The organism is Streptomyces tauricus (genome assembly GCF_014650955.1).
Classification (GTDB): domain Bacteria; phylum Actinomycetota; class Actinomycetes; order Streptomycetales; family Streptomycetaceae; genus Streptomyces; species Streptomyces tauricus.
In genome coordinates, this window is record NZ_BMVY01000005.1 from 252,756 (window position 1) to 279,577 (window position 26,822).

Below are 26,822 nucleotides of genomic sequence, written 5' to 3' on the forward strand. Positions count from 1 at the left end.
CCTCGGTTACTCCTCAGCCGGTGAACTTCACGTCGGTGATCGCCTGCTTGTAACCGGCGCCGCTGAACTGGTCGCCGGCCGCGTTCGGCACCGCGGTGATCCAGACCAGAACGTACCGGGTCTTCACAGCCTTCTTGGCCGACATCTTCAAGTCCGTCGTACTGGTCGTGCCGGACGCGATCCTCGTCATCGAACCCAGACTCTGCGAGGACGACAACGAGTTGGCCGCGTACAGCGTGGCCGTCGTGTGGTCACCCGGGTAGTACAGCCCTATCGAGGCCGACGACACGTACTTCTCGGATCCGAGGTCGTAGACGATTCCGACGCCCTGCTTGAAGGGCGCCAGCTTGGGGCCGCCCCGGTAGGAGTACGTCCTCCAGTACGTCGAACTGTCCTTGTCGTACGTCAGGCCCACGTCGTTCGCGTGCTGGGGCTTGCCGTCCGGGTAGTACTCCGCGGCGCTCTGGATCGTGAGCGGCCTGGCCGGCTTCGTCTTGTCGCTGCTCTTGTCGTTGTCGTCCGTGATCTGGGTGTCGCCCGTCTCGTCGGACTTCCCGTGATCCATGAGCGCGTCGGCGAGCTGCCAGCTGCCGAGTCCCAGCGCGGCGATCAGAAGCGCGGACACGGCCCACTTGAGGGCTTTGCCGGTGCGGGTCTGCAGCGGGGGAAGCGGCGCCGGCATCGCCTGGGTGGATCCCGGGTGCGGCGCGGAGCGGCCGTAGTTGCCCTGCTGGTACGTCGTGCGCTGATACTCGGGCGGCGCGTTGAACGCCGGCTCGGGCGGACGGATGCGGGGCATCTCGCCGATCGCCTTCACCAGCTCCTCCGGCGTGGTGCACGGAGGCTCCTGGCGGGACGCGGTGGCGCCGTCGTTGACGAGTGCGCGCATCGCCAGCTCGGACAGCCCGCGGTGCACGCCTGCCCGTACCTGGTCGGGCGGGATGAGACCGACGCCCTTGGGCAGCCCGGAGAGACCGTACGCGTCGTCCTCGTACGGCCAGCGCTGGGTGAGCGCGGCGTACAGCAGGGCGCCGATCGCCTCGGTGTCCGTGCGCTGCGGGGTGTCGGAAGTGATGCCGCGCAGCGCGGCGTTCACAGCGAGGCCCCGGATGCGCCACTGACCGGACGAGGTGCGCAGCACGGCACCCGGGGTCAGCTTCAGATGGGCCAGCCCCTCGCGATGCGCGGCGGCCATCGCCTGGGAGACCTGACTGACCATCTGGTACGCCTCGTGCACCTCCAGCGTTCCGGCGGCCAGGAGCGTCGTCAGCTCCGTGGCGTCGGGCAGCCATTCGTGCACCACATAGACGAGGTCGTTCTCCTCGACCGCGTCCAGGACCTGGACGAACCGGGGATCGCCCAGCAGGGCGGACGAACGGGCCGCCGCGAGGACGGAACGCGCTCGTGGGTGGTCGGCGGGCAGCAGATGCACACCGACGGCACGGCGCAGTTTCTCGTCCACCGCACGCCAACTGCTGAACCCGTCCAGACGGGTGACGCACTCCTCCAGGCGATAACGTCTGGCGAGTTTGTGACCACTGTGCAACTCGGGCGGTGAAGTCCTGCCGGGGCTCTCGTTCCCCCCGCTCCCCTGCGCCTCTTTGCTCTGCGAGCTGTCCGTGTCCCGCTCCCGGTTCTGGGCCACCCCGTCGGCCGTGGACTGGTCCGCCTTCGCGGTCAGCGGCTCATCGCCGCTGCTGTCCGCCACGTCGACGGCAGCCGTGCTCCGTTCCGCCACCGTCGCTCCTGCCTCCCCATTCGTTGCGCGCTGTCCGACGCCAAAGCCAATTGTGCCCACAGTCCGTCCCTCTGCACGACACGCGGTCGCGGACGATGGTTGTGCGCCTACCCCGCTCTCAGCGCCCAAGGCGCCCGCGGACCATGCCCACCATTCCGTTCAGTTCCTCGATGCGCATCCGTCGCGCCGCGACGAAGAAGACACCGAGCAGTACGACACCACCGCCGAGCAGGGCGACGAGCGAGCCGCCGACGCCCTGTCCCAGCGACTTGCTGATTCCGTAGCAGGCCGCGCCACTGAGCAGCGCCGCCGGTACCGCGGCGATCGCGAGCCGCGCGTAGGTACGCAGGACGCGACCGCCGTCCAGGTCGCCGCCCAGCCGCTTGCTCAGCCGCCGCCACGCGACCCCGACGCCGATCGCGTAGGCGAGCCCGTACGAGGCGGCCATGCCCGCGACCGCCCAGCGCGAGGGAAGCAGAAGGAAACAGAGCGCGGAGGCACTGGCGTTGACGACGGCCACGATGACCGTGTTGTAGAAGGGGGTGCGGGTGTCCTCGTACGCGTAGAAGGCGCGCAGTACGACGTACTGGACGGAGTACGGGATCAGACCGAGGCCGAAGGCCATCAGCATGTACCCCATGTTCGTCGCGGCGCTGGTCCCGGACGCGCCGAACATCAGGGTGCACATCGGGATGCCGAGTGCGACGAAGCCGAAGGAGATCGGCACGATCGCCACGGCTGTCGTGCGCAGCCCCTGGGAGATGTCGTCGCGGACGGCTCCGGTGTCGCCCTCGTGGGCCGAGCGGGCGAGCCGCGGCAGCAGGGCGGCCATCAGGGAGACGGTGATGATGGCCTGCGGAAGGCCCCAGATGAGCTGGGCGTTGGCGTAGGCGGCGAAGCCGGTGCCCTTGCTCCCGGAGTCGTTGCCCGCCGCAGCGGTGGACAGCTGGGTGACGACGATCGCGCCGGCCTGGTTGGCGAGGACGAAGAGCACGGTCCACTTGGCGAGCATCGCGGCCTTGCCGAGTCCGTGGCCCTTCCAGTCGAAGCGCAGCCGCAGCCGGAAGCCGGTCTCACGGAGATACGGGATCATCGCGAGGGCCTGGACGACGAGACCGAGCAGGACACCGATGCCGAGCAGCCTCTCGCCTTCCGGCGGGATGGTCGAGGCCTCCATGTGCGAGCTGCCCGAGGTGCCGTACACCCAGATGAACAGTCCGAGCGTCACGATGATGACGATGTTGTTCAGGACCGGGGTCCACATCATCGCGCCGAACTTCCCGCGCGCGTTGAGGATCTGACCCATCACCACGTGGATGCCCATGAAGAAGATTGTGGGCAGGAAGTAGCGGGCGAACGTGACGGCGACGTCGTTGGCGGCCGGATCGCCCGCGACCCGCGTCGACAGTGCGCGGACCAGGAGGGGCGCGGCGAGTACCGCCAGTGCGGTGAGCAGGCCGAGCACCACGATGACGAGGGTCAGCAGACGGTTGGCGTATGCCTCACCACCGTCCTCGTCGTCCTTCATGGCACGGACCAGTTGCGGTACGAAGACGGAGTTGAGGCCGCCGCCGACGGTCAGGATGTAGATCATCGTCGGCAGCTGGTAGGCGACCTGGAAGGTGTCACCGAGGAGGCCGACACCCAGCGCCGCGACGATCAGCGCGGAGCGGATGAAGCCGGTGAGACGGGACACCATGGTTCCGGCCGCCATCACGGCGCTCGACTTCAGCAGACCCGACGCACGGCCCCCGGACTTCTTGGCGGGGGCGGCCGTGGGCGCGGAGGGCGCCGCGGCGGCCGGAGCCTGTTCCCTTGCCGGCGGGGGCACGCTGGGCGGCCCGGCGGGGGGCTGGACACCGCCCTGCTGCTGGTCCCGGAAGAGATGGGCGAACGCGTCCGGCTCGTGGCGCTCCTCGCCGGCCTGGGTCACCAGGTCGTCGACGCCCACGAACTGCGTCGTCCGGGGATCGTCGCCGTACGGCAGGTACTGGGTGGGGCCCTCCGGCTCGGGCGCCGGGGTCTGGGCCCACACGCGGGGGTCGGGTGCGTACGGGGACTGGGGCGGCTGGGCGTAGAGCGGAGTCTGGGGCGGGTACGTGCCGGGCGGCGGCGGAGGATGCGCGGCGCGGTCGTAGAGGGCCTCGGTGACGGGGTCCTGGGCGGACAGGTCCTGGGCCCGGTAGGGGTCCTGGGCATAGGCGTCCTGGAAGTACACCTCGGCCGCGGGCTGCGGAGGCACCTCGCCAGGATCCGGCGGGCCCTGCGGCGGGCCGTCGGGGTGGCCGGAGCCTCCCGCGCCCTGACCGCGGTCACCGTCGTACGGCGCGTTCATGGTTACCCCACCTCATCGTCCCCGGGCCCACCGGCCACGACATCGCTCAACGGTCCACTCTCTCACCCGTGCCGGACGGGTCGGTGATTTCCGGTGCGGTGTCCGGTGAAGGGTCACTCGGGTGCTCCGGGTCGGGGGTGCTCGACTCGGTCGTGGACGCCCGGTCGGGGCCGTCCTGCGTCTCGTCGGCGCTCTCCACGTCGGCGGTGGCGGGAGTGTGCTCCGCCGAGTCGTCCGTGGGGACGGCGTCCGCTTCCTGCGCGGCCTGGCGGGCGGCCTCCCGCTTGCGCTGCGTGTACATCCGGAACCCGGCGAGCACGAGCAGCAGCACGCCGCCGGCGATGACCAGCATGACCGTGGCCGTGATCTCGGTGACCTTCACGTCGAAGGCGACCGCGGGTCCGTACGCCTGGCCGTCCTCGGTGTACAGCTGGGCGATCACCCCGGCCCGGCCGTTCGCGTGGGCGTTGGTGGTGAACTTCACCGACTGGCTGTGTCCGCCGGAGACCGCGACCGGCTGCTCCTGGAAGTCACCGTCGCCGATGCTGAGGCGGCTCGGCTGCGTGGAGGTGAGACGCAGCACCAGGTGGTCGACACCCTGGACGAGGTTGTTCTGCACGGTGACCGGGATCGTGGCGCTGCGGCCCGAGAGCTTGGCCTCGGACTTGTCGATCAGCCCGACGCCCTCGGTGAGGTCGATGAGGTAGTGCAGCACACCGTCGCGGTACGCCGTCGCCTCGCCGGCACGGCCGCGCCAGGAGGTGGACATCGACCGGTCCATGGCCCGCCCGAAGGGGGTGACCACGCGGGACTTGTCGGAGAGGATCACCTGGAAGCTGTCGAGCTTCTTCTGTGTCTCCTCGATCCGCTCGAAGGCGTCCTGCGACAGCTCCTGCTTCTTCAGCGAGGAGGGGTACACGGACTTCGACGGCACCCGCGTGGTGGCGCCCGCGTCCGGCTTGGCCTTGGTGGCCGCGGACAGCTCGGCGGACTCCGACCAGTTCCCGTCCTGGAGCGCCGTCAGGGCCTGCGCCATCGTCTGGGCCTGGCTGGCGGTCGGCATGCGCTGCGGGGCGACCACGACGCTGCGCTGCTTGTCCGGCGCCTGGCGGGTGAGCATCAGGCTCTGCGCGAGGAACCGCTGCACGGCGAGCGTGGAGTTGCCGGCCACCGTCATGTCGCCCTGGAAGGCCGTCGACAGACGGGCGTCCGCGACGACCGCCGTGGTGCCGCCGCCGATCGGCCGGGCCGCAGAGGGCGTGTACGGCAGGGCGCCGGTCTCCTGGAGGCTGTCGCTGCGGGAGAGCACCGTGTCCGCGCCCGCCGAGGTGGCGACCTTGACGATCGACGGGTCGATCGCTCCGCTCACGGGCCAGGCGTACCTCGTGCTGGGGGTCACATGGAGCACCGATTCCACGGTGATCGCGGCCGCGGTGGTGGCGTCCTTGAGATGGCTCAGGGATCCGGTCACCCTGATGCCGTTGTGCGCCAGGGACGCCAGGTCCGGGTCGGCGAAGGGCAAAGCGACGATCTCTTCGCCCTCGACCGCCTTCTCCAGCTTGCCGAGCCACTGCTTGGCCACCGCCTGGTGCGTGCCGGCCGTGGTCGTCGTGCTGGAGCCGTCCACCTGGACCCGGTAGCCGCGGGTCATGGCGTCGACGGAGGCGAGCAGGTCCGGGTCGATGACCCAGGTGATGTCGAGGTCCTTGCCGAGGCTGAGGAGCTGTTCCAGACGGCCACCGGGGGAGATCTCGGCGGCCAGGGCGTCGTCGTCCGCGAAGACGGGGGTCTGCTGCTCGTTCGAACCCGTCTCGGCCGTCATGTGGGAGGTCGAGATCAGCGGCCACAGGTAGGTGGTTTTCGTCTTCGTGTCCGCGGCTTCCGGCTGCCACGGGAGGAAGGTCCGCTCGATACCGAGGATCTGGTCGTACGGCGCGGCGGTGGTCCGGCCGGTGAGCGTGACACCGAGCTGGTAGACGCCGTCGGAGCCGAGGTCCAGCTTGTCGACGGGGACGGAGATGCTGAACGTCTGCGGGACGCCCGGAGCCAGCCTCGCGAACTTGGCCACGTACTTGCCGCCGACCTCCGAGCCCGCGTAGGGGTTGCTCTTCGCGGCGTCGTCGATGGCCGAGCGGCCGTTCAGCGTCGGGCCCACCCGCAGTCCGACGTGCGCGGCGGTGACCGCCTGCTTGCCGTTGTTGACGATCCTGCCGGAGACGGTGAGCGTGTCCCCGTCGGAGGGGACGCTCGGGCTGAGCGCGTCCAGCGAGACGCCGACCGTACGGGAGCCGGTGGCCTCGGCGGCGGCACTGGGTTCAGCGGCATACGAGGCCGAGGAAATGGGCAGCTGTAGGACGCCGGCCAGCAGAGGCGCCCCGGCGAGCAGTGCTCCCGTGCGCCGAAGCCACCGGCGGGCAGGTGAGGGACTGGTCCCCTGAAAGTCTGCCGCCTCGGCCACGCGCTCGCCCGTCCCTCGTCGTCGTCAGTGGTCGTCGGAATGTGCGTCCACGCATGGTAACGATGCGCGCCGAGGGTAAGTGCCGCGGTCCGCTCCACAAGATCGGAAGAAGGGGCCCGGCTGTCCCTCTATGTGGCCGTATCTAGGGCAGTGTCCCCACTCTGAAGAAAGGGGGAGACCTGTGCACTTTTAATGAAGGCGCCCTCGGGCATCGGGGCCACGTAACCTTTTCTGTTGTGTCGAACGCCAACGAAGACAGTCCCAGTGCACTGAGTCAGGTGCAGAGCCGCGCGGTGAGCGAGCTGCTGCGGGTGTCCCCCGTCGCCGATGAGCTGGCCCGCCGTTTTCAGGAGGCCGGGTTCTCTCTTGCCCTCGTCGGCGGCTCGGTCCGGGACGCCCTGCTCGGCAGACTGGGCAACGACCTGGACTTCACGACCGATGCCCGCCCCGAGGACGTACTGAAGATCATGCGGCCCTGGGCCGACTCCCTGTGGGACGTCGGCATCGCCTTCGGCACGGTGGGGGCGCAGAAGGACGCGCGCGTCGGTGAGGTCGTACAGAGCTTCGAGATCGAGGTGACGACGTACCGCTCCGAGGCGTACGACCGGTCTTCGCGCAAGCCCGAGGTGTCCTACGGGGACTCCATCGAGCAGGATCTGGTGCGCCGTGACTTCACGGTGAACGCGATGGCGGTGGCGCTTCCGGAGAAGAAGTTCATCGACCCGCACGGCGGGCTCGACGATCTCGCCGCGCGGGTCCTGCGGACTCCGGGGACCCCCGAGTCGTCCTTCTCGGACGACCCGCTGCGGATGATGCGGGCGGCGCGCTTCGCGGCGCAGCTCGACTTCGAGGTGGCGCCCGAGGTCGTGGCGGCGATGAAGGCCATGGCGGACCGCATCGAGATCGTCTCGGCCGAGCGCGTGCGGGAGGAGCTGAACAAGCTGGTCCTCTCCGCGCACCCGCGCAAGGGCCTGACGCTGCTCGTCGACACAGGTCTCGCCGACCGCGTGCTGCCCGAGCTGCCGGCGTTGCGTCTGGAGCGGGACGAGCACCACCGGCACAAGGACGTCTACGACCACTCGCTGATCGTCCTGGAGCAGGCGATGGCACTGGAGGAGGACGGCCCGGACCTCACGCTGCGCCTGGCCGCGCTGCTGCACGACATCGGCAAGCCGCGGACGCGTCGCTTCGAGGAGGACGGGCGGGTCTCCTTCCACCACCACGAGGTGGTGGGGGCCAAGATGACCAAGAAGCGCATGACCGCGCTCAAGTACTCCAACGAGCTGGTGAAGGATGTCTCGCGCCTGGTCGAGCTGCACCTGCGCTTCCACGGCTATGGCACCGGAGAGTGGACCGACTCCGCTGTCCGCCGCTATGTCCGTGACGCGGGGCCGCTCCTCGACCGTCTCCACAAGCTGACCCGCTCCGACTGCACGACACGGAACAAGCGCAAGGCCACCGCCCTCTCCCGCGCCTACGACGGTCTGGAGGAGCGCGTCGCCCAGCTCCAGGAGCAGGAGGAGCTGGACGCGATCCGTCCCGACCTCGACGGTAACCAGATCATGAAGGTCCTGGACATCGGACCGGGCCCGGCCATCGGTCAGGCCTACAAGTTCCTGTTGGAACTGCGTCTGGAGAACGGACCGATGGAGTACGACGCCGCGGTGTCGGCGCTCAAGGAGTGGTGGGCGGAGCAGAACTGAGAGAACGCGCGAGCGTGATCGGCCGGGGTCATGTTTCACGTGAAACATGACCCCGGCCGACAGAAGCCGGATACACCGAGGGCCGTTGTTTCACGTGAAACAACGGCCCTCGGTGTATCAGCGGACTCTTACTTCTTCGCGGAGTACTCCGACAGGCAGAGGGTGAAGTCGCTGCTGCCACCGGTCTCGGTGTACTCGGCGTACTTGGTGCGGTCGCAGCCCGAGTCGTCGCTCTTCTTCTGCTCGACCTTGTACGCGGCCTTGGAGTTGCCGCAGTCCACGACCTCAAGCTCCGGGTCGGTGGTGCTGTTCGGGTTGCCGATGCTCATGCAGTCGCCGACCTTGGCGCTCGACGCATCGTCACGGCTCGCCAGCCAGCCACCGACGGCGACTATGAGGACCACGACGGGGACAGCGAAACGCAGGTACTTCTTGAAGTTGCGCTTCGGCGGCTCGGGCGCGACAGGGGCGTAGGGAGCGTTCGGCTGCTGCGGGTAGCCCTGCGGGGGCTGCTGCCCGTAGGGATTGCCCTGGGGCGGCTGCTGCCCATAGGGGTTTCCCTCGGCCGGCTGGCCCTGAGCGAACGGATTCTGGCCCTGCGGCGGCGGCGTGGTCACTTGGGGGTCCCCCTCGAACGTGGAGCGCGTGGCGCGAAATAAGACGCACGTAAGCTACCGGGCCCCACTGACAACTCCGTAGCCCGGAGTGTCTCTGTTTCCTTGATGTGACACTTACTGGCGCTCAAAGCGGGCCATACCCGTAGCAACTGCTCCGTAGATAACGGCCACCGTGACCACAAGCGGCACGGATCGGCCGTCGGGGGGCAGCATCAGGGCGGCCACTCCCGCGGCGCCGACGAAGGCGACGTTGAACAGGACGTCGTAGACCGCGAAGATCCGGCCACGGAAGCCGTCCTCGACGGACGACTGAACGACGGTGTCGGTGGCGATCTTCGCGCCCTGGGTGGTCAGGCCCAGGACGAAGGCCGCGATGAGGAGTGGGACTTCGGCGAACGTGAGGCCGAGGGCCGGTTCCAGGACCGCGGCGGAAGCCGCGCAGGCGATGATCCAGCCGCCCGGTCCGAGCCGGCTCGCGCCCGCCGGAGTCAGTACGGCCGCGGCGAAGAAGCCCGCTCCGGAGACCCCTACGGCCAGGCCGAGCAGGGCGAGCCCGTCGTCGTCGGGGCCGGACGACCAGGCGTACCGGCAGAGCATCAGCACCATGACCGTCAGCGCGCCGTAGCAGAACCGCATCAGGGTCATCGCGGCCAGCGCCCAGGCGGCCTCGCGGCGCGCGGGCTCGGCCAGATGACGTACGCCAGCCGCCAGGCCGCGCGCCGTGCCGAGCACGGCCGTCCTCAGCCGTGGCCGCACCCGCTGCCGTTCGGGTCCCAGCAGATCGGGGGCCAGTCGCAGCGAGGCGAGCGCGGAGCACACGTACAGGGCCGCCCCCACGAGGACGACCACCGCGTCGGAGTCGGAGCCGACGAGGCGTACGACGAAGGCGAGGCCGCCGCCGAGGGTGGCGGCGAGTGTGCCGGCCGTGGGCGACAGCGAGTTGGCCATCACCAGGCGCTCGGAGTCGACCACGCGGGGCAGGGCGGCGGACAGACCCGCGAGCACGAACCGGTTGACGGCGGTCACGCACAGGGCGGAGGCGTAGAAGAGCCAGTCCGGTACATCGCTGAGCATGAGAACGGCCGTCAGGGCCGCCAGGAGCGCCCGCAGCAGGTTCCCGTACAGAAAGACCTGGCGGCGTCTCCAGCGGTCCAGGAGGACGCCTGCGAAGGGGCCGACGAGGGAGTACGGGAGGAGCAGGACCGCCATCGCGGAGGCGATCGCGGCGGCCGAGGTCTGCTTCTCCGGTGAGAAGACGACGTACGTGGCGAGCGCGACCTGGTAGACACCGTCGGCGCCCTGCGACAGCAGCCGGACGGCGAGCAGGCGCCGGAAGTTCCTGAAGCGCAGGAGTACGCGCAGGTCACTCACGACAGCCATGGGTTACAGCCTCGCACAGGCCGAGGGTCCCCGGAGCGACGCCCCGGGGACCCTCAACAGCCGTGCGCGGAAAGAGCCTTTAGCGCTCGACCTCGCCCTTGATGAACTTCTCGACGTTCGCGTAGGCCTCGTCGTCGAAGTACTGGACCGGCGGGGACTTCATGAAGTAGCTCGACGCGGAGAGGATCGGGCCGCCGATGCCGCGGTCCTTGGCGATCTTCGCCGCGCGCAGGGCGTCGATGATGACACCCGCGGAGTTCGGGGAGTCCCAGACCTCCAGCTTGTACTCCAGGTTCAGCGGGACGTCGCCGAAGGCGCGGCCCTCGAGGCGGACGTACGCCCACTTGCGGTCGTCGAGCCAGGCCACGTAGTCCGAGGGACCGATGTGGACGTTCTTCGCGCCCATGTCACGGTCGGGGATCTGCGAGGTGACGGCCTGCGTCTTGGAGATCTTCTTGGACTCCAGGCGGTCGCGCTCCAGCATGTTCTTGAAGTCCATGTTGCCGCCGACGTTGAGCTGCATGGTGCGCTCGAGACGGACACCGCGGTCCTCGAACAGCTTCGCCATCACGCGGTGCGTGATGGTGGCGCCGACCTGCGACTTGATGTCGTCGCCGACGATCGGGACGCCCGCCTCGGTGAACTTGTCCGCCCACTCCTTGGTGCCGGCGATGAAGACCGGCAGAGCGTTGACGAACGCGACCTTGGCGTCGATGGCGCACTGGGCGTAGAACTTCGCCGCGTCCTCGGAACCGACGGGCAGGTAGCAGATGAGTACGTCCACCTGCTTGTCCTTGAGGACCTGGACGACGTCGACCGGGGCCTCGGTCGACTCCTCGATGGTCTCGCGGTAGTACTTGCCGAGCCCGTCATGGGTGTGGCCGCGCTGGACCGTGATGCCCTTGTTCGGGACGTCGCAGATCTTGATGGTGTTGTTCTCGCTGGCGCCGATGGCGTCCGAGAGGTCGAGGCCGACCTTCTTCGCGTCGACGTCGAAGGCGGCGACGAACTCGACGTCACCCACGTGGTATTCGCCGAACTGGACGTGCATCAGGCCCGGCACCTTGGACGCCGGGTCGGCGTCCTTGTAGTACTCGACGCCCTGAACCAGCGAGGCGGCGCAGTTGCCCACGCCGACGATGGCTACGCGAACCGAACCCATTCCGGTTGCTCCCTGTGTGTACTCGGTGAAGCCCTGAGAGGGCTTCACGTGGCAGTGTCATCGGACGGATCCGGCCCGGGGGTACCCCCGGGCCGGGGCAGGCCGCCCGACTCCCCAGATGTGTTGTCCTGCTGAGCGGAGCCGTCAGGTCCGGGACGCCGATGGTCCCGTCCCGCCCGCTCGCTCTCGATGAGCTCGTTCAGCCAGCGCACTTCGCGCTCCACGGACTCCATTCCGTGGCGCTGGAGCTCAAGCGTGTAGTCGTCGAGTCGTTCCCGGGTGCGCGCCAGCGAGGCGCTCATCTTCTCCAGGCGCTCCTCGAGACGGCTGCGGCGGCCTTCGAGGACCCGCATCCGTACATCCCGTGACGTCTGGCCGAAGAAGGCGAAACGAGCGGCGAAATGTTCGTCCTCGTACGCGTCGGGACCCGTCTGCGAGAGGAGGTCCTCGAAGTGTTCCTTACCTTCCGCCGTCAACCGATAGACGATCTTGGCGCGACGTCCTGCGAGCGGTGCCGCGAGGGCGTCCTCGGAGGTATTACCCGGCTCCTCGATCAACCAGCCGTTGGCGACCAGCGTCTTGAGGCAGGGGTAGAGCGTCCCGTAGCTGAACGCACGGAACACACCCAGTGACGTGTTGAGACGTTTGCGCAGCTCATAACCGTGCATCGGGGACTCGCGGAGAAGGCCGAGGACGGCGAACTCAAGGATCCCGGAACGCCGGCTCATCGTCGCCTCCTCTCTGCCGCGGTCCTGCCGTGACGGTCTTTATGCCGCGCTGATGTATCGACTCGATACATCGACACGATAGATCGGTCCTCTGCCTGCGACAAGAGGGGGCACGGTGAACGGCGTCACATCACCGATTCGTAGGAAGCAAGTTGCCTGATTTGGGGTGAACTTCGGTGCTAGGCAGGTTTTGACGGTGCGTAGTCTGTCCGCCATGCAAACCACCGGGAACCGAGTGACGCCTGGGGACGTCCTTGTCCTCGGTGCGGTACGGATGAATGTAAAAACGACCGCATCCGTACTTCGGGGGGACCGGAAACCAGCCGCCGTTTCCAGGTGCGCTCAGGTGCGCCTGCCCGAGGAGTAATCGTTCGATGAGCGAGCACCGTCGCAAATCGCCGCAGCCGCAGGGTGGCGGACGTGCCGCGGCCCGACGCGGCCAGACCGGCTCGTCCTCCGGCCGCCGTGCGGCACCGCGAGGCGCAACCGAGTCTCCTTCCGACTCATACGACTCGGGGGGTGAGGAACGCCCGTTCGGCAGTCGCGCCGAGGCCCGGCGGGCGTCACAGAGAAACAGCAGCGGCGCCGGTCGGCGCAGAGCGGCCGACGGCGCGGGGCAGGGAGGCCAGGGCGGGGGCGGCCGACGAGGCGGCTCCGGCGGGCCCACCGGTCCCGGCCGGGGGCGCGGGCGCGGGTCCGTACCGCCGAAGAAGCGGATCATCGACTACCCGCGCGCGGGCAAGTACGGGGCAGCGCGTTGGGTGCCGTCCTGGAAGCTGGTGACGGGACTGTTCATCGGCTTCTTCGGCAGCATGATGGCGGTCGCGGGAGTCGCGTACGCGCTGGTGGGGCTGCCGGACGTCGCCAAGACGGCGGAGGCGCAGAACAACGTCTACTACTGGGCCGACGGCACGCAGATGGTCGCCACCGGTGGTGAGACGAACCGGCAGATCATCGACTACTCCCGGATCCCCAAGGAGATGCGCTACGCCGTCATCTCGGCCGAGAACAAGACGTTCGAGAACGACCGCGGCGTCGACCCCATGGGTATCGGGCGGGCCCTGTTCAACATGGCCAAGGGCGGTCAGACCCAGGGCGGCTCCACGATCACCCAGCAGTACGTGAAGAACGCCATGCTGGAGGACCAGTCGCAGACGATCTCCCGTAAGTTCAAGGAGCTCTTCGTCTCGATCAAGGTCGGCGCCAATGTCGAAAAAGAAGACATCATGGCCGGCTATCTGAACTCGGCCTACTACGGCCGCGGTGCCTACGGAGTCCAGGCCGCCGCGCGTACGTACTTCGACAAGGACGCCGAGGACCTCAACCCGAGCCAGTGCGCCTTCCTGGCGGCGGTGCTCAAGGGCGCCACGTACTACGACCCGGCGGGCGCCGAGTCGATCGACCCGTCCGCCACCCCCGCGGCCAACCGTGAGCGCGCGGAGACCCGCTGGCGCTGGATCCTCGGCGAGATGGTCAAGGACGGGCATCTGGAGGAGTCGGTACGCGCCAAGTACCCCGACTTCCCCACGCTGCAGAGTCCGCGGTCGAACGCCCAGCTGGGCGGCCAGGTCGGTTACCTGGTCGACCTCGCCAAGGCGTACATCGTCAACAACAGCGAGAAGACCGGGATCACCGAGAAGCAGCTGCGTGACGGCGGCTACGAGATCCACACGACCTTCGACAAGAAGAAGGTCAGTCAGCTCGAAACCGCGGTGAAGAAGGTCCAGAAGGAGAACATCGACGAGAAGGCGCGCCCTAAGACGGACAAGCACGTCCAGTTCGGCGGGGCTTCCGTGGACCCGGAGACCGGCGCCATCAAGGCCATCTACGGCGGTGTGGACGCGACCAAGCACTTCACCAACAACGCCGACCAGACGGGCGCCCAGGTCGGTTCGACCTTCAAGCCCTTCGTCCTCGCGGCAGCCATGAAGTGGGGCGTCCGCGATCCCGACCTGGAGCCGACCCAGGCCCAGGACGAGCGCATCCAGGTCTCTCCCAAGAGCCTGTACAGCGGCAAGAACAAGCTGAAGATCGAGGACTACGACGGGACGGTCTGGAAGGACAAGGACGAGAAGGAATGGCTGCAGCGGAACGACGGCGACGAGTCGTACAACCCGCCCACCTTCCAGATCGACCTGCGTGAGGCGATGCGTGTCTCCTCGAACTCCGCCTACGTCCAGCTGGGCATGAACGTCGGCCTGGACAAGGTGCGGGAGTCCGCTGTGGACGCCGGCATCAAGGAGAGCAGCCTGGCCAGCGCCAGCTTCCCGTCCTTCTCCATCGGCACCTCCGACCCGAGCGCGATCCGGATGGCCGGCGCGTACGCCACCTTCGCGGCGAGCGGCAAGCAGAACGAGCCGTACTCGGTCGACGAGATCACCGACAAGGACGGCACGGTCTTCACGCACGACAACGCGGCCAAGACGAAGCAGGCCTACACCGCGAAGGTCGCCGACAACGTCACCGACGTCCTCAAGACCGTCGTCGACAAGGGCACCGGTACCGCGGCGAAGCTGACCAACCGGCCGGTGGCGGGCAAGACCGGTACGACCGACGGCAACAAGTCCGCCTGGTTCGTCGGCTACACCCCGCAGCTCTCGACCGCGATCTCCATGTACCGCCTGGACGACGACGAGTCCAACAAGAAGCGTGAGTTCCTGGAGATGTACGGAACGGGTGGCCAGGACGAGATCCACGGTGCCTCGTTCCCGGCCGAGATCTGGCACGACTACATGGAGCAGGCGCTCAAGGGCACGAAGGTCGAGCAGTTCCCGACGCCCGAGCCCATCGGTGAGGTCGTCAACGACGTCGTGGTCCCGACCCCGACCCCGACGCCCACCGAGACGGAGGAAGAGGAGGAGAGCGAATCTCCGACTCCCACACCGTCGGAGACCGAGACGTCTCCCAGCCCCACCCCGAGTGACTCCTGCGGTGCCTTCGGCTTCGGCTGCGAGGACGACGGTGGCGCCAGCACCGGCGAGACCGACGCAGGCGGTACGGATGGTGGCGCGAGCCCCTCGACCTCGGAGTCCGAGGAGGAGGAAGACGGCGGGAACAGCAGAGGCAACGGCAACGGGGGCCTGTTCCAGGGGTCCTCGGGCTAGCCGGTAAAGGTTCCATCGACGCGACGTGGTCGCCGGCTCCGGTCGGCGGCCACGTCGCGTTTGGGGAGGTCCGGAGCCCCGGCGAGCGCCTGCCGGGTCCGAACCCGCCCACCCTCGGCGTATTCACGGACACGTACGGCAGGATGTGCGGCATGCCCAGTGCAGAAACGACGCGCGCGAGCGTGCACGAGCCAGATCTGGTGGCGCCGACCAAGGAGGACCCGGTCGCGGCGACCGGCAGTGAACTGTTCGGCGGTCCCCTCGGGCGGCGTGCGCTGACGGGGACGTCCTGGTGGACTCCCGTACGGGTCGTCGCACTCGTCGCGATCGGCATGTTCGCCCTCGGCATGGTGCAGAAACTGCCCTGCTACGACGGTGCCTGGTTCTTCGGGGCCAGCTCCCAGTACACGCACGCCTGTTATTCGGACATTCCGCACCTCTACCAGGGGCGTGGCTTCGCCGACGGGCTCGTGCCGTACTTCGACAAGCTCGAAGGCGACATGGAGTACCTCGAATACCCGGTCCTCACCGGCGTGTTCATGGAGGTCGCCTCCTGGCTCACGCCGGGCAGCGGCAGCATCCAGGACCAGGAGCAGGTCTACTGGATGGTCAACGCCGGGATGCTGATGGCCTGCACGGCCGTCATCGCCGTCTGTGTGACCCGCACCCACCGGCGGCGGCCCTGGGACGGCCTGCTGGTCGCTCTGGCGCCCGCCTTCGCGCTGACCGCCACCATCAACTGGGACCTCCTGGCGGTCGCTCTGACGGCCGCGGCGATGCTGATGTGGTCCCGGAGCCGTCCGCTCGCCTTCGGGGTCCTCCTGGGGCTCGCCACGGCCGCCAAGCTGTATCCCGTGCTGCTGCTGGGACCTCTGTTCGTGCTGTGTTGGCGGGCGGGCAGATGGCGTGCGTTCGGTACCGCCCTGATCGGCGCCGCGGGCGCCTGGCTGGTCGTGAACCTTCCGGTCATGCTCCTGGCACCCGAGGGCTGGTCGAAGTTCTACACGTTCAGCCAGGAACGCGGAGTCGACTTCGGCTCCTTCTGGCTGATCCTCTCCCAGCGCAGTGACACGCCGCTCGACACCGACGCCGTCAACACGTGGGCTTCGGTACTGATGCTGCTGTCCAGCGCGGGCATCGCTGCGCTGACGCTGACCGCTCCGCGCCGGCCCCGCTTCGCCCAGCTGGCGTTCCTGATCGTCGCGGCCTTCATCCTCACCAACAAGGTCTATTCGCCGCAGTACGTACTGTGGCTGGTCCCCCTCGCGGTGCTGGCCCGCCCGAAGTGGCGGGACTTCCTGATCTGGCAGGCGTGCGAGGTCGCGTACTTCCTCGGGATCTGGATGTACCTCGCCTACACGACCAGCGGCGACGCCCACAAGGGACTGCCCCAGGAGGGCTACCAGCTCGCCATCGCCGTCCACCTCCTGGGGACGCTCTACCTCTGTGCCGTGATCATGCGCGACATCCTCATGCCGGAGAGGGACGTGGTGCGCCGCTCCGGAGACGACGATCCGTCGGGCGGTGTGCTGGACGGCGCCCAGGACGCCTTCGTCCTCGGCCCCGCGGCCCGTCCGCCCCGGCACGCGGCGCACTTCGAAGGCCCCTACGTGGAGTGGGGCGGCGGCGAGGACAAGGGCGGGAGAGAGCCGCGTTCGCTCTGAGCGAACAGAGACGGGGCCGGACACACGAAAGGCCGTACACGGACTCCGTGTACGGCCTTTCGCCTGCATGCGGGGCCCGGCGCGGGGCGCCGAGCGGTCAGCGCTCGACGACGCGGTCGAACTGCGTGGTGGTGTGCCGCAGATGGGCCACCAGTTCCTCGCCGACCTTCGGCTCGGGAGCGTCCGAGGGCACGAAGAGGATCGAGACCTGCATGTGCGGGGGCTCCGCGAACCAACGCTGCTTGCCGCCCCAGACGAACGGCGAGAGGTTGCGGTTGACCGTGGCGAGGCCGGCCCGGGCGACGCCCTTGGCGCGCGGCATGACGCCGTGCAGGGCCTTGGGGGCCTCCAGACCCACCCCGTGCGACGTACCGCCCGCCACGACGACCAGCCAGCCGTCCGAGGCGACCTTCTGCTGCCGGTAGCCGAAACGGTCGCCCTTGGCGACGGGCGAGACGTCCAGGACGGCTCCGCGGTACTCGGTCGCGTCGTGGTCCCCCAGCCACAGCCGCGTGCCGATACGGGCCCGGAAGCGGGTCTGCGGGAACTGCTGCTGCAGCCGGGCGAGCTCGTCGGCCTTGAGATGGCTGACGAACATCGTGTGCAGTGGCAGCCGTGCCGCACGCAGCCGGTCCATCCAGCCGATGACCTCCTCGACGGCGTCCGAGCCGTCGGTACGGTCCAGGGGCAGGTGGATGGCGAAGCCCTCCAGGCGCACGTTCTCTATGGCGGCGTGCAGCTGGGGCAGGTCACGCTCGCTCACCCCGTGCCGCTTCATGGAGGACATGACCTCGATGACGACACGGGCGCCCACGAGGCCGTAGACCCCGTCGACCGACGAGACGGACCGGATGACACGGTCGGGCAGCGGAACGGGCTCCTCGCCCCGCCTGAACGGCGTCAGCACCAGAAGGTCGCCGCCGAACCAGTCCTTGATCCGCGCCGCCTCGTAGGTCGTGCCGACGGCCAGGACGTCCGAGCCCAGGCGGGTGGCCTCGTCGGCGAGCCGCTCGTGGCCGAAGCCGTAGCCGTTGCCCTTGCAGACGGGGACGAGTCCCGGGAACTGCTCGGACACGTGCTTGTGGTGCGCCCGCCAGCGTGCGGTGTCGACGTAGAGCGTGAGCGCCATGGCCGGACCTGGAACCTTTCTCGTGGCAGCGGTGTATCAGATGTGTGAAGACGAATTCTGGTGCGTCAGCGGCGCGACATGTAGATGTCGAGCGCCTTGTGGAGCAGTTTGTTGAGCGGGAAGTCCCACTCCCCGAGGTATTCGGCGGCCTGTCCGCCAGTACCCACTTTGAACTGGATGAGGCCGAAGAGGTGGTCGGTCTCGTCCAGCGAGTCGGAGATGCCGCGCAGGTCGTAGACGGTGGCGCCGAGCGCGTAGGCGTCGCGCAGCATCCGCCACTGCATCGCGTTCGAGGGCCGGACCTCCCGACCGATGTTGTCGGAGGCGCCGTAGGAGTACCAGACGTGCCCGCCGACGACCAGCATCGTCGCGGCGGAGAGGTTCACACCCTCGTGCCGGGCGAAGTACAGCCGCATGCGGTTGGGGTCCTCGGTGTTGAGAGCCGTCCACATGCGCTGGAAGTACGAGAGCGGCCGGGGCCGGAAGTGATCGCGCAGAGCCGTGATCTCGTAGAGGCGCTGCCACTCCTCCAGATCCTGGTAACCGCCCTGGACGACCTCGACGCCGGCCTTCTCAGCCTTCTTGATGTTGCGCCGCCACAGCTGGTTGAAGCCCTTGTGGACGTCCTCCAGCGACCGGTTGGCCAGGGGCACCTGGTAGACGTAGCGGGGCTGTACGTCGCCGAAGCCCGCCCCGCCGTCCTCGCCCTGCTGCCAGCCCATGCGCCGGAGCTTGTCGGCGACCTCGAAGGCGCGCGGTTCGATGAAGTCGGCCTCGATGTCGCGCAGCCGCTTCACGTCCGGGTCCTGGATGCCCCTCTTGATCGAGGTGGCCTCCCAGCGCCGGATGATCACCGGGGGGCCCATCTTCACGGAGAAGGCGCCCTGCTGCTTGAGGTGCGCGAGCATCGGATCCAGCCACTCGGTCAGATTCGGCGCGAACCAGTTGATGACCGGGCCCTCGGGCAGATAGGCGAGATAGCGCTTGATCTTGGGCAGCTGGCGGTACAGCACCAGGCCCGCACCGACGATCTCGCCGGACCTGTCGTCGAACCATCCGAGGCTCTCGGAGCGCCACTCCGCCTTGACATCTGCCCAGGCGGGGACCTGCATGTGGCTGGCCGCGGGCAGGCTCTGGATGTACGCCAGATGCTGCTCGCGGCTGATGGTCCTCAGGGTCAGGCTCATTGTGGGGCGCTCCTCGGCTGGTGTGTCCCCATGGGTACAGGGGCTCCGGCTCTCGCGCCGAAGCCTACTGCGCCCTGCGAGCGCCCCGTCTGGCTGTATGCGTCCCGGGCCCCGACCGATGTGCGGCCGGGTGCTCCGGGACGCGGTCGGCCGCCGTCAGCCGATGACGCCGCCGAACAGGCCGCCGTGCGCCATGCCGAGGAGGAAGCCCACAGCAGAGGCGCCCAGGCCCAGGATCAACCCGAACCGTTCCCGGGTCGTCTCCGACACGAACTGTCCGTACGCGCCGGTGATGATGCCGATCAGCCCCGCCCACGAACTGAGCAGGTGAAGGCTGTGGAACATCGCGGAGACGAAGGCCGTCACTCCGAGGACCAGCGTCACGGCGAGCAGCGTGTCCTGGAGCGGATGGGGCTTGTGGTCGGTGGCGAAGAGGGAACCGGCGGTGTTGGGTCGCAATGTCTGTGCCATCTGGCACCTCCTGCGGAAGGTGGCGCATCGTAGCGCCGTACACACCCGATGGGTACAGACTGCGGGTCACCCGGCCTCGATTTCAACCGGAAGCCGGTGAGCGGGTAGTCTGTAGCGTCTGCACCGGTGTCTGCCCAGGCCACGGCACGGTCCCTCGCTCAGTTCGCTGAACGGCGGTCCGATTGTCAGTGGCTGCCGATACCGTTGCGAACGCATCACAACCCTCCTGCCACGGAACGACCGTGGCCGCTGAGTCCAAAGGAGGTGGGTTACACATGCGTCACTACGAAGTCATGGTCATCCTCGACCCCGATCTCGAAGAGCGTGCTGTCTCGCCGCTGATCGAGAACTTCCTCTCCGTCGTCCGTGAGGCGAACGGAAAGGTCGAGAAGGTCGACACGTGGGGCCGTCGTCGTCTCGCGTACGAGATCAAGAAGAAGCCCGAGGGCATCTACTCGGTCATCGACCTGCAGGCCGAGCCTGCGGTCGTCAAGGAGCTCGACCGCCAGATGAACCTGAACGAGTCGGTCCTCCGGACCAAGGTCCTCCGTCCCGAGACCCACTGAACCTCCCAGTTCATTGGTGCTTGAGATCCGAGTAGCAGCACACCCGCAGCAAAACCGCCGAGAGGTTCCTCCATGGCAGGCGAGACCGTCATCACCGTCGTCGGAAACCTGACCGATGATCCCGAGCTGCGCTTCACTCCGTCCGGCGCGGCCGTCGCGAACTTCACGATCGCGTCGACGCCTCGAACGTTCGACCGCCAGACCAACGAGTGGAAGGACGGCGACGCGCTGTTCCTCCGTGCGTCGATCTGGCGTCAGGCCGCGGAGCACGTCGCCGAGTCGCTGACGCGGGGTATGCGTGTCGTCGCTCAGGGACGACTGCGGCAGCGTTCGTACGAGACCCAGCAGGGCGAGAAGCGGACCGTCGTGGAGCTTGAGGTCGACGAGATCGGCCCCTCGCTGCGCTATGCCACTGCCAAGGTCGCCAAGGCCCCCGGTGGTGGCGGTCGTGGCGGAGGCCAGGGTGGCGGCGGCGGCTTCGGGGGCGGCCAGCAGGGTGGCGGCGGCTGGAGTGGAAACTCCGGCGGCGGTCAGCCGCAGGGCGGCGGCGGTGCTCCCGCCGACGACCCGTGGGCGACCGGCGCTCCTGCCGGCGGCAACCAGGCCGGTGGCGGTGGCGGCGGCGGTGGCTGGGGTGGAAACTCCGGCGGCTCCGGCGGTTCCGGTGGCGGCTACTCGGACGAGCCCCCCTTCTAGGCCCAGGGCCGAAGAGGGTGGGTCGTACCCACACTTCTTGATCAAACAGGAGAGACACACATGGCGAAGCCGCCTGTGCGCAAGCCTAAGAAGAAGGTCTGCGCATTCTGCAAGGACAAGGTCACGTACGTGGACTACAAGGACACGAACATGCTGCGGAAGTTCATTTCCGACCGCGGCAAGATCCGTGCCCGCCGCGTGACCGGCAACTGCACGCAGCACCAGCGTGACGTCGCCACGGCCGTGAAGAACAGCCGTGAGATGGCGCTGCTGCCCTACACCTCCACCGCGCGATAAGGGAAGGGTGACCGAGATATGAAGATCATCCTCACCCACGAGGTCTCCGGCCTCGGTGCCGCGGGCGACGTCGTCGACGTCAAGGACGGCTACGCTCGCAACTACCTGATCCCGCGGAGCTTCGCTATCCGCTGGACCAAGGGTGGCGAGAAGGACGTCGAGCAGATCCGCCGCGCTCGCAAGATCCACGAGATCGCGACGATCGAGCAGGCCAACGAGATCAAGGCGCGCCTTGAGGGCGTCAAGGTCCGCCTGGCCGTCCGCTCCGGCGACGCCGGCCGTCTCTTCGGTTCCGTCACTCCGGCCGACGTCGCTTCGGCGATCAAGGCTTCCGGTGGCCCCGAGGTCGACAAGCGACGCATCGAGCTGGGCTCGCCGATCAAGACGCTGGGCGCTCACGAGACGTCCGTGCGTCTGCACCCCGAGGTGGCCGCCAAGGTCAACATCGAGGTTGTCGCAGCCTGATCGCTGCACTCAGCAGAGCTGAGAGAAGGGCCGCACCCCGCGTGGGTGCGGCCCTTCTTGCTGTCGTCTTTGCTGCTGCGGGCTGACCGGTGCCCTTGTTTCACGTGAAACGGGAGCGCCCTCGTCCCAACGGGAGCGTCCTCGTTTCACGTGAAACAGGAGCGGTTCCGGTTCCGTTTCACGTGAAACAGTCAGCGTGTGGCGCCCGTGACGATCCAGCGGCCCGAGCGGGTGCGCAGCCACAGCGTCAGCATGCGGACGGTCATCATGAGGGTCATCGCGGCCCAGACAGCGGTGAGGCCGCCACCGAGGGTGGGAATGAGCAGTGCCACCGGAGCGAAGACCGCCAGGACGACCACCATGGCCCGCGCGAGGTACGGGCCGTCTCCCGCACCCATCAGCACGCCGTCCAGGACGAAGACGATGCCGCAGATCGGCTGGGAGAGCGCCACCATGAGCAGCGCGGGCAGAGCGACGTCATGGACGGCCGAGTCGCTGGTGAACAGGGGGAGGAACAGGGGGCGGCAGGCGATCACCAGGCCGCCGAGTACGACTCCTACGGCGATGCCCCACTCCACCATGCGTCGGCAGGCTTCACGGGCTCCTTGCGCGTCGCCCGCACCGAGGTAGCGTCCGATGATCGCTTGCCCGGCGATGGCGATGGCGTCGAGCGCGAAGGCGAGCAGGCTCCACAGGGACAGGATGATCTGGTGGGCCGCGATGTCGGCGTCTCCGAGGCGTGCGGCAACGGCGGTGGCGATCATCAGAACCGCACGCAGGGAGAGGGTGCGGACGAGCAGCGGCGCACCGGCCTGGGCGCAGGCGCGTATCCCGGCGGCGTCGGGTCGCAGGGAGGCGCCGTGCTTGCGCGCACCGCGGACCACTACGAAGAGGTAGGCGGCGGCCATCCCGAACTGGGCGATGACGGTGCCCCAGGCGGAGCCCGCGATGCCGAGGTCGGCGCCGTAGACAAGACCCGCGTTCAGGGCCGCGTTGGCGATGAAGCCGGCGATGGCGACATAGAGCGGTGTCCTGGTGTTCTGCAGACCGCGCAGCACTCCGGTGGCGGCGAGGACGACGAGCATCGCGGGGATGCCGAGCGACGAGATACGCAGATACGTGATGGCGTAGGGCGCGGCGGTGTCCGAGGTTCCGAAGAGTTCCACCAGCGCGGGCGCGGCGGGCAGGAAGACGGCGATGACAGCGGCGCCGAGCAGCAGTGCGAGCCAGATACCGTCCATCCCCTGGCGGATGGCGGCCGGAAGGTCGCCCGCCCCGACCCGTCGGGCGACAGCGGCCGTGGTGGCGTACGCGAGGAAGACGAAGATGCTCACGGCCGTGGTGAGAAGAGCGGAGGCGACTCCGAGGCCGGCGAGTTGGGCGGTGCCGAGATGGCCGACGATGGCGGTGTCGGCCATGAGGAAAAGAGGCTCGGCGATGAGCGCGCCGAAAGCCGGAACGGCCAGCGCGACGATCTCCCGGTCGTGCCGTCGCCGAGTGGCCCTGGGGGCTGCTGGAGCCTGTGTCATGCACATCAATCTAATCTTCCACAGGTAAGAGATGCAACTATCCAGCGACCCTTACTGGCAAACTCGTGCGACGTACCACCGCGCGCCATTCGCATCGATCTTGGCCCTAGTCGGAAAGTTTTTCTTCTGCACAGCCGGTGGATGGGATAGATGCAGGTCAGAGCGGGTGTGGAAAACGGGCTGAGTGCTTGTTCACAGGCCTGTCCACCGGGTCGTGCACAGGTTTTGCGGAGTTCTCCACAGCATCGGGGCCGTCGTCCACATGGCCTGTGGATAACCAGATTGGCTGACGGTGCCGACGGGCCTAACGTGGTGCGGCACCCTCTCCCTCCTCCGTCCTCGGAAACCTCGCAAAACCGACGCGTCAGAACCGGAGTTGGGCGTCTCATTTGTCAGTGTCGTGCCGTAGGAATAAAGGGCACGGCGAGGTCCGCTCGGCGGACGGGAGGAGGTGGCCCGGTGAGTATTTCCGAGCCCTTGGACGACCCGTGGGCCGACAGCGGTCCCAGTGACCGTCTGCCCGCCTCCCGACAGCGCCGCGACAGTGGCGGCCGTGGCAGGGAGGACCAGCACGACCGCGGTTCGGACAGCGGTGGCTGGGACGGCGGGGGGTCGTCCTTCGAGCGCGTGCCCCCACAGGACGTGGACGCGGAGCAGTCCGTCCTCGGCGGCATGCTGCTCTCGAAGGACGCCATCGCCGACGTGGTCGAGGTGCTCAAGGGCCACGACTTCTACCGGCCCGCGCACGAGACCGTCTACGGCGCGATCCTCGACCTCTATGCCAAGGGCGAGCCGGCCGACCCGATCACGGTCGCGGCCGAACTCACCAAGCGCGGCGAGATCACCAAGGTCGGCGGCGCGTCGTATCTGCACACCCTGGTCCAGACGGTCCCGACGGCGGCCAACGCCGAGTACTACGCGGAGATCGTCCACGAGCGCGCGGTCCTGCGCCGCCTGGTCGAGGCCGGTACGCGCATCACGCAGATGGGTTACGCGGCCGACGGCGACGTGGACGAGATCGTCAACAGTGCCCAGGCCGAGATCTACGCGGTCACCGAGCAGCGCACGACCGAGGACTACCTCCCGCTCGGCGACATCATGGAGGGCGCGCTCGACGAGATCGAGGCGATCGGTTCGCGGTCGGGGGAGATGACCGGTGTGCCGACCGGCTTCACCGACCTCGACCAGCTCACGAACGGTCTGCACCCCGGCCAGATGATCATCATCGCGGCCCGTCCCGCGATGGGTAAGTCGACACTGGCGCTGGACTTCGCCAGAGCCTGCTCGATCAAGCACAACATGCCGAGCGTGATCTTCTCGCTCGAAATGGGCCGCAACGAGATCGCGATGCGCCTGCTGTCCGCGGAGGCGCGGGTCGCCCTGCACCACATGCGTTCCGGCACGATGACCGACGAGGACTGGACCCGGCTCGCCCGCCGGATGCCGGACGTCTCGGCCGCTCCCCTCTACATCGACGACTCCCCGAACCTGTCGATGATGGAGATCCGGGCCAAGTGCCGCCGCCTCAAACAGCGTGCCGACCTGAAGCTCGTGATCATCGACTATCTGCAGCTGATGCAGTCGGGCGGCAAGGGTCGCTCCGAGAGCCGGCAGCAGGAAGTCTCGGACATGTCGCGAAACCTGAAGCTGCTGGCCAAGGAGCTGGAGCTGCCCGTCATCGCGCTGTCCCAGCTGAACCGTGGTCCCGAGCAGCGCACGGACAAGAAGCCCATGGTCTCCGACCTCCGTGAATCCGGCTCCATCGAGCAGGACGCGGACATGGTGATCCTGCTGCACCGCGAGGACGCCTACGAGAAGGAGTCACCGCGCGCGGGCGAGGCGGACATCATCGTGGGCAAGCACCGTAACGGCCCGACGGCCACCATCACGGTCGCCTTCCAGGGCCACTACTCCCGCTTCGTGGACATGGCGCAGACCTGATTTCCGCCCACCGGCCGGAGCTGCGGAGATCAGAGCTGCGGAGACCGGGACGGCGGAGACCGGGACGGCGGAGATCGGGACGGCGGAGACAAATGCGCTCGACGCCGGACGTCGGGGCAGGTGGACTGGGGCCATGACGACGACACCCGCGGAAGAACTGCTTCCCGCCACGCGCCGGGCCCTGCTGCACCGAATCGCCACCGCTCAGGCACAAGGACGTGCGCCGTCGTTGGTCGCGGCGGTGGTGCGGGGCGGGGAGACGGTGTGGCACGGATCCCGCACCTCGGTGGACGGTCACGGGCCCGACGAGAACGTGCAGTACCGCATCGGTTCCCTCACCAAGACCTTCACGGCCGTCCTGGTCCTGCGGCTACGGGACGAGGGACTGCTCGACCTGGGTGATCCGCTGGAGAAGCACCTTCCGGGCACCGGCGCGGGGGAGGCGACGATTGCCGAACTCCTCGCGCACACGGCCGGGTTGGCCGCCGAGTCGCCCGGGCCCTGGTGGGAGCGTACTCCCGGGTCGCTGCGTCCCGACCTCGCCGACGTCCTGGGCGAGCAGCCGCACCGGCATCCGGTCGGGCGGCGGTTCCACTACTCGAACCCCGGCTACACCTTGCTGGGCGCGTTGATCGAGGAACTGCGTGGCGCCCCGTGGGAGGAGGTCCTGCGGAGCGAGGTGCTCGAACCGCTGGGACTACACCGGACGAGCGGGCAGCCTCAAGCACCTCATGCGGGCGGCTGGGCGGTGCACCCCTGGGCGGACGTCCTGCTGCCTGAGCAGGTCGAGGACCTTGGACTGATGGCGCCGGCCGGTCAGCTCTGGTCGACCAGCGGCGATCTGGCACGCTTCGCCGTCTTCCTCGCGCGGGGCGACGACCGGGTGCTGAGCGCGGAGTCCGTACGGGAGATGCGTACGCCCGCCGCGCCCGCCGAACCGGAGGAGGTGGCGGCCGGTTCCGCGTACGGGCTCGGTATGCAGGTTCAGCATCACAACGGCCGGACTCTGGTGGGCCACAGTGGTTCCCTCCCGGGCTTTGTCGCCGGGCTCATGATCAGCGTCGAGGACGACCTTGCCGCCGTCGTCCTCGCGAACTGCACCTCGGGTCCGCCGGTGGCGACGGTCGCCGCCGATCTCGTGCGTATCGTCGCGGAGGCCGAGCCCCGGATTCCCGAGCCGTGGCGGCCGCTGACCGAAGTCGACCTTTCCGTACTGGAGTTGGCCGGGCCTTGGTACTGGGGGACACACGCTTTCGCGCTGCGGCTCACGTCCGACGGGGGCGTGACGCTCGGCCCCCTGGCGGGCCATGGCCGGCGCTCGCGTTTCCGGGCCGAGGGCGACGGGACCTGGACCGGGCTCGACGGCTATTACGCCGGTGAGCTTCTACGGGCCGTTGAGGGGCCTGACGGGGCGGTGAGCCACCTGGACCTCGGCTCGTTCGTGTTCACGCGTCAGCCGTACGGTGAGGGCGCTCCGGTCCCGGGTGGAGTGGACCCCGAGGGGTGGCGCGGGATCAAGTAGCCGCCTTCCCGGCTGTGTCGCACGGATGGGCATGTGGAGGGGCGTCCTGTTTCACGTGAAACAGGACGCCCCTCCACATGACGTGCGATGTCGTGATGCACGCTCCCTGACCTGACCTGACCTGACCGGG

20 protein-coding genes are annotated in these 26,822 nt (G+C 68.4%); 9 read left to right on the forward strand and 11 right to left on the reverse strand.

Annotated features, from left to right (window positions below; genetic code table 11):
- Positions 1 to 13: 13 nt before the first annotated feature.
- The 3 genes from IE278_RS11645 to IE278_RS11655 all read right to left on the reverse strand — a co-directional run bounded on the left by IE278_RS11645 (position 14) and on the right by IE278_RS11655 (position 6,531).
- A complete protein-coding gene (locus IE278_RS11645) occupies positions 14 to 1,738 on the reverse strand; it encodes a protein kinase family protein (protein ID WP_189771392.1) in 1,725 nt (574 codons plus the stop codon).
- A 118-nt stretch (positions 1,739 to 1,856) separates the two neighbouring features.
- Positions 1,857 to 4,073: a murein biosynthesis integral membrane protein MurJ gene (gene murJ, locus IE278_RS11650; RefSeq protein WP_189771393.1), complete on the reverse strand. Its 2,217-nt coding sequence runs from the start codon at positions 4,071 to 4,073 to the stop codon at positions 1,857 to 1,859.
- A gap of 46 nt (positions 4,074 to 4,119) precedes the next feature.
- Positions 4,120 to 6,531, reverse strand: a complete 2,412-nt coding sequence (locus tag IE278_RS11655) for a DUF6049 family protein (protein WP_189771395.1) — start codon at positions 6,529 to 6,531, stop codon at positions 4,120 to 4,122.
- A 236-nt stretch (positions 6,532 to 6,767) separates the two neighbouring features.
- Here IE278_RS11655 and IE278_RS11660 point away from each other — a divergent pair, with 236 nt between their 5' ends.
- A complete protein-coding gene (locus tag IE278_RS11660; RefSeq protein WP_189771398.1) occupies positions 6,768 to 8,234 on the forward strand; it encodes a CCA tRNA nucleotidyltransferase in 1,467 nt (488 codons plus the stop codon).
- A 128-nt stretch (positions 8,235 to 8,362) separates the two neighbouring features.
- Here IE278_RS11660 and IE278_RS11665 read toward each other — a convergent pair whose 3' ends face one another.
- The 4 genes from IE278_RS11665 to IE278_RS11680 form a co-directional block, all read right to left on the reverse strand.
- The gene (locus IE278_RS11665; protein ID WP_189771400.1) at positions 8,363 to 8,851 is read right to left on the reverse strand and encodes an LppU/SCO3897 family protein; all 489 of its coding nucleotides are present in this window, start codon (positions 8,849 to 8,851) and stop codon (positions 8,363 to 8,365) included.
- A 114-nt stretch (positions 8,852 to 8,965) separates the two neighbouring features.
- Positions 8,966 to 10,231, reverse strand: a complete 1,266-nt coding sequence (locus IE278_RS11670; protein WP_189771401.1) for an MFS transporter — start codon at positions 10,229 to 10,231, stop codon at positions 8,966 to 8,968.
- Between the two features lie 79 nt (positions 10,232 to 10,310).
- Positions 10,311 to 11,393 (reverse strand): inositol-3-phosphate synthase, encoded by a 1,083-nt coding sequence (locus IE278_RS11675; protein WP_189771402.1) that lies wholly within the window; start codon positions 11,391 to 11,393, stop codon positions 10,311 to 10,313.
- A gap of 44 nt (positions 11,394 to 11,437) precedes the next feature.
- Positions 11,438 to 12,121 carry a PadR family transcriptional regulator gene (locus IE278_RS11680; RefSeq protein ID WP_189771403.1) on the reverse strand — a complete coding sequence of 228 codons (684 nt, stop codon included), beginning with the start codon at positions 12,119 to 12,121 and terminating at the stop codon, positions 11,438 to 11,440.
- Positions 12,122 to 12,495: 374 nt separating this feature from the next.
- Here IE278_RS11680 and IE278_RS11685 point away from each other — a divergent pair, with 374 nt between their 5' ends.
- The gene (locus IE278_RS11685) at positions 12,496 to 15,225 is read left to right on the forward strand and encodes a transglycosylase domain-containing protein (RefSeq protein ID WP_189771404.1); all 2,730 of its coding nucleotides are present in this window, start codon (positions 12,496 to 12,498) and stop codon (positions 15,223 to 15,225) included.
- A 143-nt stretch (positions 15,226 to 15,368) separates the two neighbouring features.
- Positions 15,369 to 16,889: a glycosyltransferase family 87 protein gene (locus tag IE278_RS11690; protein ID WP_189771405.1), complete on the forward strand. Its 1,521-nt coding sequence runs from the start codon at positions 15,369 to 15,371 to the stop codon at positions 16,887 to 16,889.
- Positions 16,890 to 16,986: 97 nt separating this feature from the next.
- On the opposite strand, the gene IE278_RS11695 is transcribed toward IE278_RS11690, so the two are convergent.
- The 3 genes from IE278_RS11695 to IE278_RS11705 form a co-directional block, all read right to left on the reverse strand.
- On the reverse strand, positions 16,987 to 18,018 hold the full coding sequence (locus tag IE278_RS11695; protein ID WP_189771406.1) for an alanine racemase: 1,032 nt from the start codon (positions 18,016 to 18,018) through the stop codon (positions 16,987 to 16,989).
- 65 nt (positions 18,019 to 18,083) lie between these two features.
- Positions 18,084 to 19,205 carry a peptidoglycan bridge formation glycyltransferase FemX gene (gene femX / locus IE278_RS11700; protein WP_189771408.1) on the reverse strand — a complete coding sequence of 374 codons (1,122 nt, stop codon included), beginning with the start codon at positions 19,203 to 19,205 and terminating at the stop codon, positions 18,084 to 18,086.
- Positions 19,206 to 19,361: 156 nt separating this feature from the next.
- Complete coding sequence (locus IE278_RS11705) at positions 19,362 to 19,676, reverse strand: hypothetical protein (protein ID WP_189771410.1); 315 nt, start codon at positions 19,674 to 19,676, stop codon at positions 19,362 to 19,364.
- A 275-nt stretch (positions 19,677 to 19,951) separates the two neighbouring features.
- On the opposite strand from IE278_RS11705, the gene rpsF reads away from it, so the two are divergent.
- The 4 genes from rpsF to rplI all read left to right on the forward strand — a co-directional run bounded on the left by rpsF (position 19,952) and on the right by rplI (position 21,700).
- The gene (rpsF, locus tag IE278_RS11710) at positions 19,952 to 20,242 is read left to right on the forward strand and encodes a 30S ribosomal protein S6 (protein WP_028804085.1); all 291 of its coding nucleotides are present in this window, start codon (positions 19,952 to 19,954) and stop codon (positions 20,240 to 20,242) included.
- A gap of 72 nt (positions 20,243 to 20,314) precedes the next feature.
- Entirely contained in the window at positions 20,315 to 20,938 is a 624-nt protein-coding gene (locus IE278_RS11715; protein ID WP_189771412.1) for a single-stranded DNA-binding protein, read from the forward strand.
- Between the two features lie 60 nt (positions 20,939 to 20,998).
- On the forward strand, positions 20,999 to 21,235 hold the full coding sequence (rpsR, locus tag IE278_RS11720) for a 30S ribosomal protein S18 (protein WP_003949403.1): 237 nt from the start codon (positions 20,999 to 21,001) through the stop codon (positions 21,233 to 21,235).
- 18 nt (positions 21,236 to 21,253) lie between these two features.
- Complete coding sequence (gene rplI / locus IE278_RS11725) at positions 21,254 to 21,700, forward strand: 50S ribosomal protein L9 (protein WP_107020428.1); 447 nt, start codon at positions 21,254 to 21,256, stop codon at positions 21,698 to 21,700.
- A 191-nt stretch (positions 21,701 to 21,891) separates the two neighbouring features.
- Here rplI and IE278_RS11730 read toward each other — a convergent pair whose 3' ends face one another.
- Complete coding sequence (locus IE278_RS11730) at positions 21,892 to 23,235, reverse strand: MATE family efflux transporter (protein ID WP_189771414.1); 1,344 nt, start codon at positions 23,233 to 23,235, stop codon at positions 21,892 to 21,894.
- A 453-nt stretch (positions 23,236 to 23,688) separates the two neighbouring features.
- On the opposite strand from IE278_RS11730, the gene dnaB reads away from it, so the two are divergent.
- Together dnaB and IE278_RS11740 are read left to right on the forward strand one after the other, a co-directional pair.
- Entirely contained in the window at positions 23,689 to 25,170 is a 1,482-nt protein-coding gene (gene dnaB / locus IE278_RS11735; RefSeq protein ID WP_189771416.1) for a replicative DNA helicase, read from the forward strand.
- 133 nt (positions 25,171 to 25,303) lie between these two features.
- The gene (locus IE278_RS11740; RefSeq protein WP_189771418.1) at positions 25,304 to 26,692 is read left to right on the forward strand and encodes a serine hydrolase domain-containing protein; all 1,389 of its coding nucleotides are present in this window, start codon (positions 25,304 to 25,306) and stop codon (positions 26,690 to 26,692) included.
- The last annotated feature ends 130 nt before the right edge of the window (positions 26,693 to 26,822 follow it).

What these genes read in the sequence shown, in the direction of transcription:
- IE278_RS11690 (WP_189771405.1), top strand. Translation starts at nt 15,369, where the DNA reads ATGTGCGGCATGCCCAGTGCAGAAACGACGCGCGCGAGCGTGCACGAG.
- rpsR (WP_003949403.1), top strand. Translation starts at nt 20,999, where the DNA reads ATGGCGAAGCCGCCTGTGCGCAAGCCTAAGAAGAAGGTCTGCGCATTC.
- IE278_RS11715 (WP_189771412.1), top strand. Translation starts at nt 20,315, where the DNA reads ATGGCAGGCGAGACCGTCATCACCGTCGTCGGAAACCTGACCGATGAT.
- femX (WP_189771408.1), bottom strand. Translation starts at nt 19,205, where the DNA reads ATGAGCCTGACCCTGAGGACCATCAGCCGCGAGCAGCATCTGGCGTAC.
- rplI (WP_107020428.1), top strand. Translation starts at nt 21,254, where the DNA reads ATGAAGATCATCCTCACCCACGAGGTCTCCGGCCTCGGTGCCGCGGGC.
- murJ (WP_189771393.1), bottom strand. Translation starts at nt 4,073, where the DNA reads ATGAACGCGCCGTACGACGGTGACCGCGGTCAGGGCGCGGGAGGCTCC.
- IE278_RS11680 (WP_189771403.1), bottom strand. Translation starts at nt 12,121, where the DNA reads ATGAGCCGGCGTTCCGGGATCCTTGAGTTCGCCGTCCTCGGCCTTCTC.
- IE278_RS11730 (WP_189771414.1), bottom strand. Translation starts at nt 23,235, where the DNA reads ATGTGCATGACACAGGCTCCAGCAGCCCCCAGGGCCACTCGGCGACGG.
- IE278_RS11685 (WP_189771404.1), top strand. Translation starts at nt 12,496, where the DNA reads ATGAGCGAGCACCGTCGCAAATCGCCGCAGCCGCAGGGTGGCGGACGT.
- IE278_RS11705 (WP_189771410.1), bottom strand. Translation starts at nt 19,676, where the DNA reads ATGGCACAGACATTGCGACCCAACACCGCCGGTTCCCTCTTCGCCACC.
- IE278_RS11675 (WP_189771402.1), bottom strand. Translation starts at nt 11,393, where the DNA reads ATGGGTTCGGTTCGCGTAGCCATCGTCGGCGTGGGCAACTGCGCCGCC.
- IE278_RS11670 (WP_189771401.1), bottom strand. Translation starts at nt 10,231, where the DNA reads ATGGCTGTCGTGAGTGACCTGCGCGTACTCCTGCGCTTCAGGAACTTC.
- IE278_RS11695 (WP_189771406.1), bottom strand. Translation starts at nt 18,018, where the DNA reads ATGGCGCTCACGCTCTACGTCGACACCGCACGCTGGCGGGCGCACCAC.
- IE278_RS11740 (WP_189771418.1), top strand. Translation starts at nt 25,304, where the DNA reads ATGACGACGACACCCGCGGAAGAACTGCTTCCCGCCACGCGCCGGGCC.
- rpsF (WP_028804085.1), top strand. Translation starts at nt 19,952, where the DNA reads ATGCGTCACTACGAAGTCATGGTCATCCTCGACCCCGATCTCGAAGAG.